The organism is Nitrosomonas sp. (assembly GCF_020852615.1).
Lineage (GTDB): Bacteria > Pseudomonadota > Gammaproteobacteria > Burkholderiales > Nitrosomonadaceae > Nitrosomonas.
On record NZ_JADZAJ010000017.1, the window covers coordinates 52,794 to 66,982 of the forward strand.

12 protein-coding genes are annotated in these 14,189 nt (G+C 50.1%); 1 reads left to right on the forward strand and 11 read right to left on the reverse strand.

Annotated features, from left to right (window positions below; genetic code table 11):
* Positions 1-16: 16 nt before the first annotated feature.
* Positions 17-1,063, forward strand: a complete 1,047-nt coding sequence (locus IT527_RS03430; protein ID WP_292966592.1) for a sulfite exporter TauE/SafE family protein — start codon at positions 17-19, stop codon at positions 1,061-1,063.
* On the opposite strand, the gene IT527_RS03435 is transcribed toward IT527_RS03430, so the two are convergent.
* The 11 genes from IT527_RS03435 to IT527_RS03485 all read right to left on the reverse strand — a co-directional run bounded on the left by IT527_RS03435 (position 1,060) and on the right by IT527_RS03485 (position 13,713).
* Entirely contained in the window at positions 1,060-2,148 is a 1,089-nt protein-coding gene (locus tag IT527_RS03435; RefSeq protein ID WP_292966595.1) for an alpha-hydroxy acid oxidase, read from the reverse strand. The genes IT527_RS03430 and IT527_RS03435 overlap by 4 nt on opposite strands.
* A 20-nt stretch (positions 2,149-2,168) precedes the next feature.
* The gene (locus tag IT527_RS03440; RefSeq protein ID WP_292966598.1) at positions 2,169-2,852 is read right to left on the reverse strand and encodes a Fe2+-dependent dioxygenase; all 684 of its coding nucleotides are present in this window, start codon (positions 2,850-2,852) and stop codon (positions 2,169-2,171) included.
* A 25-nt stretch (positions 2,853-2,877) separates the two neighbouring features.
* Positions 2,878-5,064, reverse strand: a complete 2,187-nt coding sequence (locus tag IT527_RS03445) for a TonB-dependent siderophore receptor (protein ID WP_292966601.1) — start codon at positions 5,062-5,064, stop codon at positions 2,878-2,880.
* 395 nt (positions 5,065-5,459) lie between these two features.
* Entirely contained in the window at positions 5,460-6,149 is a 690-nt protein-coding gene (locus IT527_RS03450) for a tetratricopeptide repeat protein (protein WP_292966604.1), read from the reverse strand.
* A gap of 32 nt (positions 6,150-6,181) precedes the next feature.
* Positions 6,182-7,306 (reverse strand): deoxyguanosinetriphosphate triphosphohydrolase, encoded by a 1,125-nt coding sequence (locus IT527_RS03455; protein ID WP_292966632.1) that lies wholly within the window; start codon positions 7,304-7,306, stop codon positions 6,182-6,184.
* 4 nt (positions 7,307-7,310) lie between these two features.
* A complete protein-coding gene (aroB, locus tag IT527_RS03460) occupies positions 7,311-8,420 on the reverse strand; it encodes a 3-dehydroquinate synthase (protein ID WP_292966606.1) in 1,110 nt (369 codons plus the stop codon).
* Between the two features lie 98 nt (positions 8,421-8,518).
* On the reverse strand, positions 8,519-9,109 hold the full coding sequence (locus IT527_RS03465) for a shikimate kinase (RefSeq protein WP_292966608.1): 591 nt from the start codon (positions 9,107-9,109) through the stop codon (positions 8,519-8,521).
* Positions 9,110-9,165: 56 nt separating this feature from the next.
* On the reverse strand, positions 9,166-10,413 hold the full coding sequence (locus tag IT527_RS03470; protein ID WP_292966612.1) for a glycosyltransferase family 39 protein: 1,248 nt from the start codon (positions 10,411-10,413) through the stop codon (positions 9,166-9,168).
* A complete protein-coding gene (locus tag IT527_RS03475) occupies positions 10,413-10,775 on the reverse strand; it encodes an EamA family transporter (RefSeq protein WP_292966615.1) in 363 nt (120 codons plus the stop codon). The genes IT527_RS03470 and IT527_RS03475 overlap by 1 nt, the downstream gene beginning before the upstream one ends.
* Complete coding sequence (locus IT527_RS03480) at positions 10,772-12,220, reverse strand: UbiA family prenyltransferase (RefSeq protein WP_292966618.1); 1,449 nt, start codon at positions 12,218-12,220, stop codon at positions 10,772-10,774. The genes IT527_RS03475 and IT527_RS03480 overlap by 4 nt, the downstream gene beginning before the upstream one ends.
* A gap of 149 nt (positions 12,221-12,369) precedes the next feature.
* Positions 12,370-13,713 (reverse strand): hypothetical protein, encoded by a 1,344-nt coding sequence (locus IT527_RS03485; RefSeq protein WP_292966621.1) that lies wholly within the window; start codon positions 13,711-13,713, stop codon positions 12,370-12,372.
* Positions 13,714-14,189: the final 476 nt, after the last annotated feature.

Here is a 14,189-nt window from a genome sequence, read left to right on the forward strand (position 1 = left end):
GTAACTGTCATTGTCCATGCCGCAGGAAGTTATTCTGTTCTTTCCCGGTCTGGTACTGACTTTCTGGATCAGTGCAATATGCGGGGGAGGGGCCAGTCTGATCCTGATTCCAGCACTTAACCTGTTTCTTCCCGCTGCACTGGTTCCCTTTACATTAACGCTTGGGACATTTGCCAGCACGGCATCACGTATCGCTGTTTTCAGAAAGCACGTCAATACCAGAATATTTCTCTGGTTTATTCCGCTCTCCATTCCGGCGGTATTTATGGGGGCATGGCTGATCAGGTTTCTTAATCCGCTTTATCTCCAGTTTGTTGTGGCGCTTTTTCTCCTGTTCAATATCCCACAAATGTTCCAGTCAGGACGGGAGCTGCAGAAAGATGAAAAGCCTTACCCCAAATATATGCTGGCGCTGACTGGCTTTTTTGCCGGTTTTATCTCCGGGGTAGTCGGGGCCGTTGGACTGTTGTTTAACCGTTTTTATCTGCGGTATGGATTGAGCAAAGAGGAAATCATTGCGACCCGTGCTGCCAATGAGGTATATCTGCACGCAATCAAGCTGGTTGTTTATGCGTCGCTTGGTCTGTATTCAGCCAGTGCCATGTATACAGGGTTGCTGATTGCGCTGGCTGCCATAATTGCTTCTTTTACCCTGAAGTTCATTTTGCCGCTGGTCAGCGACTTTATTTTCAGAAAAGTTGGATACGGTGCAATGGTGGTTTCGGGCTTTGTCATGCTGTTCAGTACCTCTTCGCATATTATTGAGCAGGATAACGTAAGGTATGTTTCGCGAGACAGAGGCCAGAAGAATGAAGCCATAATTTCATGGCGCAACCGCCATTTCTCATTCGAATATGATGCAAAAGATCATGAGCTGGAAATTGAATGGTCAGTTGGCTATGGGGATTTGCCTCAGGATCTGAAACGGCATTTTGATGAACTGATCCATCAGTATGATGAAATACAGATTGAAAAGGTGTTCAACCCCAGTGAAGCGCCAGGTTATGAATTTTATTGCTATAAGGACGGGGTGCTGACCAAACTGGATTTCAAGCCAGGTTAAGCCGGATTCTGGCTCCGATCAGGACATATCTGTTTTTCACTGATACTGGCAACCCCAGTCAGTGCCATGGTCATTTCCAGTTCATCCCGTAACAAACGGATGATGTGCGCCACACCCAGTGCCCCTGCTGCTGCCAGCCCCCAGATATAGGGGCGACCGGTCATGACCGCATCTGCACCCAGAGCGAGTGCCTTGTAGACATCCCGTCCGCTGCGGATGCCGCTGTCAAACAGAACCTTGCCCCGGCCGGAAACGACGCTGGCGATTTGTGGTAAACAGTCAAGGCTGGCCGGGGCACCATCCAGCACCCGTCCGCCGTGGTTGGAAACGATCAGTCCATCGCATCCCAGATTGACTGTTTTTTCGGCATCTTCCGGGTGCAGAATGCCCTTGACCAGCAAAGGTAATGAGGTTTGCTCCCGTAGCCAGGCAAGATCTTCCCAGCGTGGTGCCTGCGTCATCCAGCCATCAAACACCTGACTTTGCCGGGATGAGAATGCTGGAAGTGGAGCCGGATCATCCAGATTTACCGACCGGACACCGGCAGGCAGCCGGATGGTAGCCTGTTTGACCGGCGCATCTACCGTAAACACAATTGCCCGATAGCCTGCGGCAACGGCTCGCTGCAGCAGTTTCAGTGTTCTCTGGCGATCTTCCTGCCAGTACAGTTGAAACCATAAAGGTTGCCCGGCTGCACTGATAATATCTTCCAGTGTTTGGCTGGCCAGGCTGCTGACGCAGAACTGCCCTTCCTGTGCGCTGGCGGCCATAGCGCTGGCAGATTCTCCATGTGAGTGATACAGGCGCTGATAGGCGAGGGGAGCGAGGATGATCGGGTGGGCCAGTGCCTGACCAAACAGGGTGATATGGGTATGGCCACCGCGCACATCGGCCAGCGGACGCGGCATGAGATGAATAGGATCAAATGCCCGGAGATTGGCTTGCAGACTTGTGTTATTACCACTGCCATCTTCCAGGTAACGCCATATTTCCGGCTGCAGGCGCTCTCTGGCTAAAGGCAGGTAATCGGCTGCGCTGTGTATCCCGTCCGGGATGGCTGAGAGTTTGGGTAAGAGCTCGTTCATTCTGGCCGGCATATTATTTTTCAGCTTTCAGCCCATTGTCGTAGCAGATTGTGGTAGGTGCCCGTCAGGCTGACAACAGCTTCGGTTTCACCAATGTTTTGGCGCAGTTGCAGCAGGGCTATATCCATTTCATACAGTAGACGGCGCTGATTGGGGTCACGCACCATGCTTTGAATAAACATGAAGCAGGCAATCCGTTCACCGCGCGTGACCGGTGTGACCTGATGAACAGAAGAAGAAGGGTAGATCACCATGCTGCCGGCCTGCAGCTTCACGCCATGCTGACCGAAGGTGTCGTTGACTACCAGTTCACCACCTTCGTATGTGTCGGGATCAGACAGGAACAAGGTAGCGGAGATGTCTGAGCGAATATAGCCGCCATCTTCCGGCAAAATGCGCATGGCATTATCTACATGGAAGCCATAATGGTTGGTTGCGCCGCTGTAGCGGTTGAAGAATGGCGGCATGATTTTGTTTGGCAGAGTTGCCGTGAAGAACAGGGCATTACGGTTCAATGCCCCTAACACCAGTCTGCGTAACGCTGCTATTTGCGGGGCATCTTCCGGCAGTTGCTGGTTGTTTTTGACTTGTGCCGCCTGGGTGCCGGCGGTTATCAGACCACTCACCCAGGCAGACTCAGTCAGCAGTTTTTGTGCTGTAGCCAGTTCTTCTGCGGTTAAAACGCTGTCGATAGTCAGGAGCACCTGATTGACTCTATTTCCGGTTAAATTAAAACCTGTACTCAGCCGTCATGATAACCCTGCGACGCAGCCCTGGTATCACAAATGGCCCGTTGTCATAGATGGCATCATAGTAAGTCGTATTGAATATATTCTGCACATTCAGTCGCATGGCCCACTTTGGTTGTTCGTAGGCAACCATTGCATCCCAGCGCATGTAGGCAGGCGCGGTATTGGGATGGAATTTGGTTCCACCCGGCAGTGTGGGAATCGGTCCGGTACCGGTCGGGCTGTAACCATAACGCTTGCCTTTGACCTCAACACCACCTCCCACTTTCCAGCCGTAAGGCAGTTTGTAGGTAGTCCACAGGTTGAAAGCATAAGGAGGCGTGTTGCGTGCGCGTTTTCCCTTATATTCCGGGTTTGCTGAGGTAAGAGCACCTGTTGTGGGGTTGACATTGACAGCTACTTCCCGGATTTCCGGGTTCATTATAGCGAGACCGGAAAAGACTTCCCAGTTTGAGGTAATGCGACCTGCCAGCTCCAGCTCGATGCCATCGGTGCGGCGCTTTTTGGTAAGGATGGCCGCTGTAGATTCGAGGTCAGTATTACGTTCCCATTGTTTGTCGGCACGATACAGGGCGGTACGCAGGGCCAGATCACCATCAAACAGCAGCCATTTTGCGCCAACTTCCTTGACTTGACTGCGTTCCGGCGGGAGAGGCGTAACGCTGAGCTGATACAGATCGGCGGTTGGGCTGAATGAATCGCTGTATGCGATATAGAAATGTGACTGATCTGAAAAATGGTAAGACAGAGCGCCACGCATGCTCCATTCACCATAATTCAGTTTGGGAGAGGTAGTGCTGCTATATTTTGCGTCCATCTGATCGCGTCGCCCACCCAGCGTGACTTTCCATTTGGGGATAAATTCGATCGTATCCTGTGCGTACACCGCATAAGAATTAGAATTGAATTCGACTGGCACTGCGCCAGGGTTAGTTTTGTTAGGCCGGAACAGTGGCGGGTTAGCTACGGTTGTTCCCCCAAAATTCAATAAGGTGCTGCGAAAACTGTCTTCATTGAGGTATTCCCCGCCAACCAGAAATTCATGATTCATGCCGAACAGCTTGAAACGATGGTTGTAATCTGTTTGTACGGTTATTGTTTTGTAATCTGAGTAACGGGTTTGATTGCCCCCAGTGACAGCTAATGCACTGGGAGGGAGAGTGGTTTGCGGAGTTTTTGCCCAGTAGCTGCGTTCATAATCGGCGTAACGTACCTGTGTGCGCCATTCACTGGCGGGTGAAAAGCGATGAGTAAAAGTGGCAGTCGAGATATTGGCCGTGCCTTTGTCAAAATTGTTGTTGGTACCCCAGTAATATTTCACCGGGAATTTTTCCTGTGGTCTGCGTGTTGCGCTGTCGAAACTTACACCGTAGTCTGGTTTGTCATCCACTGTTGTGCGGATGTGGCTCAAAATAAATTCGTTACTGGTGTTGAGCCCGATCCCCAAACTGGCGGCAAAGCCATCGCGATCCAGACCCGGACTGTCGTTGGCAGCCGGATTTTTACGCCAGCTGCCCTCGGTACGTTTCATCCCATTGAAACGGAAGGCGATGGTGTCAGTGATCTGTTTGTTGAAATCACCGGTCATCTCATAATAACCGTACATGCCGACGCTGCCGGTGATCCTGCCCTTGTCTCCCAGATGTGGCACCTTGCTGACCTGGTTGATTACTCCGCCGGCCTGACCACGCCCGAACAGCATCGCACCGGCACCACGCAGTACATCAATCTGCTCCAGGTAGAATGTTTCACGGTTGTACTGGGCGGTATCGCGGATGCCATCCAGATACATGTCACCAAAGGTATAGAAGCCGCGCAGCATCATGTTGTCCCCGGCACGTCCGCCTTCGGCAGCATTGAAAGTCAGGCCGGCGACGTTGCGCAGTGCATCCTTGAGTGAGCTGACCTGCTGATCCTGCATCAGCTGGCTGGTAACAGTCGTGACTGCCTGCGGGATGTCGTGCGGATCCTGCAATGTTTTGCCAACACGGGTAGTGGTGGCGCGATAACCATCTTTCGGAACCTCAGCGTTAGCCTCGACTTTAATGGTAGGAAGAACAGTGGCTTGGGGGGAATCATCTCCTTCTGCGGCAAAGGCGCTGATTGACAGCCCGCCGGCCATGAGCGCAGCACCGAGAGGGAGTAGTGTTTTGTGCGGTTGTGGCATTTAATTTCCTTCTGATGTAATTTTTCCGGCTGGCTGATGGCTGGCGACTGAATCCGGATTGAATCTGCTTTGCAGAAATGCTTTAACCGGAGCGTATTTATAAAAAAAGTGATTCTGTTAGCAGAATCACCGGATTACCTTCACTACATAATTGATATAAACCTACGTTTAATGAGAATCATTATAGTTAATGTTAGTGTTAATATCAATATTCTGTTAAGGACTGATCAGGCTGATCTGAAAATCGGATGTAAATAAATCAGAGGGAGAACGTCTTTACAAAATTGGGGGCGGAAGCAGATCTGCCGTGATGCGGCAGACTGTGGCGGGTGGTGGGTTACGGGCTGGCTTCATCCGGCCGACGGCCGGCCGGATGATTGGATGTGGAGATATCTTTATTTCTTTTCGTCGACTGCCGCTTTGGATTCTGCCTGTGATGCATGGAGTGCTTCGAGATTCCTGATGGCATCCTCATTTCCCTGCGCAGCTGCTTTTTCAAGCCATTCAGTTGCTTTGGTGAAATCCTGCGCGACGCCTTCGCCGATCAGGTACATGACACCCAGATTGTTCTGGGCATCGATATTGCCCTGTTCAGCAGATTTGGTGAATAGATCCAGCGCTTTGGCGGTATCTTTGGTAACGCCTTCACCGGTGAAATACAGCAACCCAAGGTTAAACTGAGCGCCGGCATGACCTTGTTCAGCTGCCCGGAAAAACCATCCTGCTGCCGTCTCCGGATCACGGTCCTTGACCTTTCCCTGTGCATCATGCGAAATGGCATCCCCCGAGAAATACATGGAACCCAGGCTGTTCTGTGCCTCTGCATTACCGGCTTCCGCATCTTTGCGCAGATTCAGGAAGCGTTGCTCGGGTGTGAGATCGTCATCCAATGAGGGCATGATTTTTTTCCTCAGTTCATCCTGCTCTTTTTCTGACAGTCCTTCTTTCAGCGAGGAGGGAAGCTCGCCAATGGAGGTGGATTCGTCCATCAGCGCCATTTCCGGCTTGTCTTTTCCGGTGGATTCTTTGTTGCTGCAACTGGTGATTAGCAGGAGTACTGTTAAAAGAGCGGCAATTATTTTCATGCGGTTTTCCTTTTTTGTCTGATGAAATCTGTTTAATTTTCGGTAATGGCAAACAGGCGCTGATATTCCTTGATTGCGTAGCGGTCGGTCATGCCGGCAATGTAATCAGCGATTGCCTGATACCCGTATTCCTGAAATTTATGCTGATACTCGGAGGGCAGTAAAGCAGGATCGGTTTCAAATGTGGCAAATAATTTCTCAACAGTATGCCGCGCTTTATTGCTCATGCGCTTGACCTGATAGTGCCGGTAGAGATTGCTGTGCAGGAAGCGTTTCAATTCCTGCTGCTGCTGTTTGATTGCATCGCTGAAACCGATCAGTACCGGCTTTTCACGCACACTGTCCGGGCTGTCCGGAGCGGCACTCCGGATGCGGGTGATGCTCTGTCCGGTCAGATCGGTTGCCAGGGTGTTGATCATGCCGCGCACGGTTTCGTGAATCAGGCGTCGCCCGGCGATATCCGGGTAATGCTGTTTAACATGATGCAGGTGCCGGGCAAAAATTTCGATTTCTTCAAGCTGTGCCAGGGTAATCAGACCGGAGCGTAAACCGTCGTCCACATCGTGATTGTTGTAGGCGATTTCATCTGCCAGATTGGCGAGCTGTGCTTCCAGTGAAGGATTGTGGCCGTGTAGAAAGCGCATACCCAGCTCACCCAGCTCCGGCGCTCTGGATTTGGGGATTCTTTTCAGGATACCTTCGCGCGTTTCAAAACACAGATTTAATCCGTTGAATGCGGCATAGTGTTCTTCCAGCACATCGACGACACGCAGCGATTGCAGATTGTGCTCAAAGCCGCCGTACGCTTTCATGCAGTTATTCAGTGCATCCTGGCCAGCATGACCGAACGGTGTATGACCCAGATCATGCGAGAGCGCAATCGCTTCCACCAGTTCTTCATTGAGGCCCAGATTCCGGGCAATGGAACGGCCGATCTGGGCGACTTCCAGGCTGTGAGTCAGGCGGGTGCGAAACAGATCACCTTCATGGTTGACGAATACCTGGGTTTTGTATTCCAGGCGGCGGAAAGCGGTGGAATGAATGATACGATCCCGGTCACGCTGAAACTGGCTGCGCCCGGTTGGAAAATCTTCATGGATACGGCGGCCGCGTGAATTGGTGTCGGATACGGCATAGGGCGCCAGGCGGTTGTGCATTGTGTTATGCATCGGCAACGCAGGCTGACAATGTTTCAAGCAGCAGTGGAGCGGGAACGGCATCATCCAGCGAAGCCTTGCCGATGCGATCGAGCAGGATGAAGCGGATCGCACCATCTTTCACTTTCTTGTCAAGCTGCATGGATTCCAGATAGCGATCTGGTGAGAGCCGCGGACCTTTCACCGGCAGGCCGGTGTTTTCAAACAGGCACCGGATACGATCAACATCCCTGAGAGTGATGCGTTGCAGGCGCCGGGAGAGATCCGCCGCCATGAGAGTGCCGGCAGCGACGGCTTCGCCATGCAGCCATGATCCGTAGCCCATGGCGTTTTCGATGGCATGGCCAAAGGTATGTCCAAGATTGAGCAGCGCGCGCAGCCCGTTTTCGCGCTCATCCAGCGAAACAATTTCTGCTTTAACTTCACAGCTGCGGCGGATGGCGTAATTCATCGCTGTAGAATCACGCGCCAGCAACTGTTTGATATGGTGCTCCAGCCAGTCAAAGAATGCGGCATCATGAATCAGGCCGTATTTGATGACTTCTGCCATGCCGGCACGCAGCTCTCTATCCGGCAGAGTGGCAAGGGTAGTGGTGTCGGTTAACACCAGGCGCGGCTGATAAAAGGCACCGATCATATTTTTACCGAGCGGGTGATTGATCCCTGTCTTTCCGCCCACGGAGGAATCCACCTGTGAAAGCAGAGTGGTGGGGATTTGAATGAAGGGGACACCACGTAAATAAGTGGCGGCGGCAAACCCGGTCAGATCGCCAATGACTCCGCCCCCGAGTGCAATCAGGGGTGTTTTGCGTTCGCAGCGATGTTCCAGCAGTGCATCGAAAATCAGATTGAGCGTTTCCCGGTTTTTGTACTGTTCACCATCGGGCAGGATGATTGCAAAGGTTTCCACCTGATGTGCGGCGAGGGCAGTACGCAGCTTCTCCAGATAAAGCGGAGCGACAGTGGTGTTGGTAACGATCGCCGCTTTTTTGCCTGGCAGGTGGGGAAGCAGCAAATCCATCCGGGAGAGCAACCCCTGCCCGATATGAATAGTGTAACCGCGGTTCTCCGGGGCAGCATCAAGTGCTACGTTAACTGATTCGATAGCATTCATATCACGTTCTTTCAGGTTGTCGGTGAGCGGGGTAAATCACGCTGGATTTTGTCAGATTTTGTATGCAGTGGCAGCGCCGGGAATGAAGCAGCTGACTGTTATTCTATCTGCGTCGTAATCAATTTCAGATTGAACTGACGCAATTTCTGGATCAGCTGCTGTACAAAGGCACGGGCGCTTTGCCGGCCGCTGTCCATGATGATATGCGCAGTTTCACGGTAGAGCGGGTCGCGCTGGGTAAATAATTCAAGCAATCTGGCATGTACATTGCCTGTTTGCAGCAGTGGCCGGTTTTTATCCTGATGTGTGCGGCGACGCAATTCAGTAACAGGGGCACACAAATAAACCACGGTGCCATGCTGACGTAACAGGGCACGATTTTCCGGGAGCAGTATCGCTCCTCCCCCGGTAGCCAGCACGATATTCTGTTGTCTGACGATATCGCGTAATACTTCACTTTCACGTTTGCGGAAACCGGCTTCACCCTCTATTTCGAAGATGACGGGTATTCCCACACCGGTGCGCTGCTGGATTTCGTGATCGACATCGATGAAAGTTTTGCCGACGAGGTTCGCCAGTAATTTACCCACCGTGGTTTTTCCGGCTCCCATCATCCCGATCAGGATAATGTTGCCCGGTATGAACCCGATATCAGAATTTTTTGTGGTTGGCGTTTTGCTGCGTTGCATGCAGCAATTGTAAAGGGATTCCGGCCAGATTACAGATATTCCTGTGCATCCGGTATCTATTGCACAAGATTTTTTGTTGGTGACAATCTTCTTAGAACCAGGGACTCTGCTGTTAATGCTGCCATTACTATCATGATCGGCATAACGGGTTCGCGGTAGCGGAATATGACATAAAACAGCATATGTACGGCTGTATAGCTGCAAATCGCCAGCCATAGAATCAAAAGCTGTTTATTTCTAAGCGCTTTAATCAGTAAAGTGGCCAGTGCTGCGGCAACTATGACAATAAACTGAATAAGCCAAGAAATACGGATAATTTTTTCAATCGGTGATTGTTCGCCTTTTCCTTCATGAACAGGTGGAGTCCAGAAATAAACAGCCTTCTTTGCGGCCAAAGTTAAGAAATCAACCGGGTGATCCTTTATCCAGGCAATAGCCTCCTGTTTCAGGGTTTCAGAAGCCTGAGCCTCGCCAATTTTTCGTAAATCTTCCCATGTAGAACCGCGAGGTGTATCTGCTATGGAAACAAAATATCCTGTAGCCGCGGGATTGTTGCCAAGATAGAGGTTAAAGCCGCCATTCGTATTCATAACCGGTGAGCCGATAACGGATGCATTTCTTATCATCCATGGCGCAGAAACTGCTGTTGCTATGGCAAAAACAAGTGTCATAAAAGTAGCTTTTCTGAATGTTGTCGTAGGCGCTAAAATCAATGCCAGGGTGACGGCAGCAGCCAGAGATAATGCCGCATTTCCTGTTAGGGCCAGCAGACCGAATAATATCCCGCATCCTGCTGCCGTTTTTTTTGAGGGCTGATGCGCTAATCGTAGGGCGCACCATATGGCTCCCAACATAAGCGGGGTCATTAAGTTTTCTTTCAAAATGTATACCGCGTATACCCCTGTTGGCAGATACAGCGCCAGGATCCCTGCCGCTGTGAGCCGCCCAATCTTTCCAGCACCTGCTTCTTTGGCAGTCAGATAGCAGAGAATAATTGCTATACCTCCCAGAAGCATATTGCAGATACGCGCGGCAAAAATGTTTTCGCCAAAAAAGAAAAATACAGGAGCCAGGATAAATAAAGGGTAACCGACGTTATACATCGCGTAATTACCCATATTATCTTTAATCCCGTCCCCGTTTATCAGGTTAAGTGCCATGCTTATGTAGGCGAGTTCATCCCCTCCATTAGATTCATGATTAAGGCTGAATATGGCGGCTGTCCTCAGAAGAAAGCCAGCACACAGGATCAAAACCAGCCAGAGCCCATCTCCTTTAAATAGTTTTGCTATTTTCTGAGTCATCAACTTTTTCCCACCAGAAATACTCCCGTACAAATTAATACAACACCCACTACACGGAGGAGCGAGATCTGTTCGCCCAATAAATAACCTACGATAATAGTAAAGACAAAACCTAATCCTACTAACGGGTAGGCTTTGCTCACATCCCACTTGGAAAGTACGCTAAGCCAGACAATTGCTCCCAAGCCGTAAAGCAAAAATCCTGTGAGAACATATTTATCCAAAAAAATACAAAAAGTTCGAAATGAATATGGCTGGGCAAGCAGGGTTTTAACACTTTCTCCTGATATTCCCATTTTCAAGGAAAATTGTGCAGCCACAGAAAATACGATACTCAGAATTGCAATAAAAAATGTTTTCATAGCAAGGCGCTCACTGTCAGGAAGTGCGTGGCCAGTATGACGGTTACTATACACATTACCGTTATACGGCTGCCTCTATCTTTGGCAGCATAGATTACGGGATCATCATGCATCTCACCGCGGGAAGTTTTTACCCAGAGCCGTGCCAGCCAGTAAATCAGTCCGATGGCGGCCAGCCAAAGCAGATGGGGTGTTTTGTAGAGATGCTGGGTTTCCGGTGCGTTAATGAACAATTCGAACACTACTACTGACGAAAGGGCTGCGCCTACACCTAATGGCCGTAGTACAGTTAAATCAGTCACCCGATAGTCCCGGCCCCGGGTGGCGGTAGCTCCGTTCTGTTCAAGTGAAACCAGTTCTGCACAGCGTTTTACAAGCGCCAGACTCAGAAATATGAAAACTGAAAAGGAGAGAAGCCAAGAGCTGGTCGAGACATTTATTGCAACTGATCCGGCCAGAATCCTGAGGGTATAAAGCAGTGAGAGCATCAATACATCAATCAGCATGTATTCCTTGAGCACCAGACTATAGATACTGGTTAGTGCCAGATAGAGCAATAGCATCAGGGCGAATCCGCTGGATACCATAAGCGCCAGAGTGAATGCCGCAAGCAGCAGGAAAGCTGATGCGGCAAGGCCTTTTAGGATTGATAGACGGCCGCTGGCAAATGGTCTGTACCGTTTTCTGGGGTGTGCACGATCATTCTCCAGGTCCCATATATCATTACCGATATAGGTAGCTGAAGCTGCCAGAGAAAAGGACAGAAAAGCCAGTATCATTAATGTAAGCTTGCTGATATCAAGGAAAGAGAACGCTGTCAGAAGCGGTACAAACATCAGCAGATTTTTTAGCCACTGGTGAATGCGCAAAGCTTGAAACCATAAAGCAAAAACGGAATCACTTCCTTGGAGCTGGTGTTCGATTGGTACATGTTGCCTGACCGCCTTTTCCGTATTCCATGAGACGTTTACCAGAATTGCTGCTTCAGCTGCTTTCCAGATGGGGATGTCAGCCCGGCTATCGCCAGCGTAGATGAAGCTGCTTCCTACATTCTCTCGAATGGCCTGCAGCTTTGTCGCGCCCTTCAAATTATGATTTTTTGCGGTGGCAAGCACTTGATCAAACAGACCAATATGACCAGCAACCGCCCGCGCAATTGATTGATGGGCTGCGGTTGCCAGGACAATCCGGCGTCCTTTGGCTTTTTCTTTGCGCAGGTAATCCAGTAACGGTTCATGATAGGGAAGTAATTCAACACAAATACTGGACCGAGCTGCAATTTTTTCCTTAAAACCGGCACGACCATGAATAAGCCAGAAAGGAAGCCATAGCAGATTGATGGGAGATTGCCTGATTATTCTGATAACGGATTCAACCAGAGTATCCGTGGGCGTAAGCGTCCCATCCAGATCAACTACCAAAGGTGTATTTGAAATTTTGTCCATAATGGCCCTCTATTGTCATGAACAATTGTGTATTTTTAGTTGAATCAATAAGGACATGATAGACGTCATTTTTGGGTCTTTATCAGTATTTTCTCCTGAATGTGGGGCAGGATAATCACGCAAGCCTATGTAACATCTGAAGCTACGCTTCAGGGAAATATGATGGACAGTCGCTTGGGAGGTGCCAGCAGGAAAATGAAGGGTTGCGGATCGTTTGGCAGCATAACAGGCTCCATATCTGCAGAAGGTTCAGTGATCAAGCCATCCACATAATGATATTTGAGTATTACGGCAGTACCACTGAGCTCATCAAGGTCGATCCGGTTTGTTTTGCGTTGAATTACTTTGCCGCTGCCTTCCAGAAAATAATTATGCTCCCGCTTTACTTTGTATATGGCTACGGGACCATGGCGCGCCTGTTCCTGAACACCGGGGTGAGATTCCAGATATGCTTGAGATGCAGGTGAGTGGGCTACTATCCAGCCAATGTTGTATAAATCAAGCTGTTCCGAGAATGTTTCAACAGAAAACCTGCTTATGGGCTGACCAAACAGATGCCCATCCCAGAAGCCGGCATGATGCATGTATACGTATGACCCACCGATGAATTCACGATCAGAAACTCTGGCTAAATATCCGGCAGCGTGAGCCCCGTCGGTAATGCGATCCGATGATGTTTCAAACAGGATGCGGGCATCGGCAGTTGTATTCTGCTTCAGCCAGTCGGCGATCCAGGAAGTTATATCTCCCGGGCCGCGTACTTCCGGAGAAGGCCGGCCGTAGTGAGGAGTGCTGGCGGCAGACAGTTCATTTTTCAGCTCCAGTCCAAGAAAAGTGAATACAGACAGTACCAGTACCAGGGAAATCTTTGCTCCAGCAAAAGCCAGACCGGATTTTGCTGGAGCACGGATGATAGATGCGATGCCTATTCCAGCGGGAATTGTAAGCAGCAAATAAGCTGCTGCAGATTGACGGTTAGGTTGCAATGTTCCCAGTGTCGGTGAGATCGCACTGATTGCTGCAAAGATAATCATTGCTAATGCTGCAAAAACGAAGCCAAACACGATTCGCCGATAAAGCGGGTTGGGAGAATAAATCACGGCCCAAATGACGCAGAACCATATAAACAGATTTATTCTTGCCTCGCGCGCAGCTCCTTCAATCCGGCCAAATGCTTCTGAAAATATGATGTTGATATCTACGGTTTTCTGGAACGGGGAGAGATTGCCATCGGACCAGCCGGAGTAATGGGTCGATGGCAGTATCCAGAACAGATTGGGAAGAACGCTTAGTAGCGGCACTATTGCCAGCACACAGACCAGACTTTTTAGCTGAACCTTATTCCATGTGCTTAATGCCAGAAACAGGCTTGCGAAAATGGCCGGAACCGGAAAAAGCGGGTGGAGCAGCAGTCCGGCGGCACCAGACAAGCCAAGAATTACGATTGCGAAAGGTTTTAGGGCGGTAGTAGTGATCGTACACCATGTCAGCATGATATAAGGCAACGAAGCGTAACTGGCGGCAACAAAAGATACCATTCCTACCGTGTGATACCACCGTAAAGATGAGATCCACCACATCAGGCAGCCGAGCACCATTACTGCTACAGTGGTAACGATTGTCAGCCTTCAGCGAGAGCATGGCCAGCAGTACAAAACCAGGCGCCAGCAAGCCACACAGAAAAACGTACAGCTTGTAGACAACTGCAGGTTCCAGCAATGATGAAAAGAGCGCTGCAAGCAAAGCCGGAATTTTTGCGCTGGCATTATAGTTAACTCCTCCAATATGACCTGCAGCAAACCATGGATCATATCCAACCAGATCGCGACTTTCCCACAGCTCCTGAGGTAGGTTGAAAAAAGAGGAGTCCAACGTTTTATAAAATATCAGAAATGGAGGACGGAAATGGAACGGATACCGAAAGGGATTTACACGCTGGAATTTCGGGCGGAGGCGGTGAAGCTGGTGG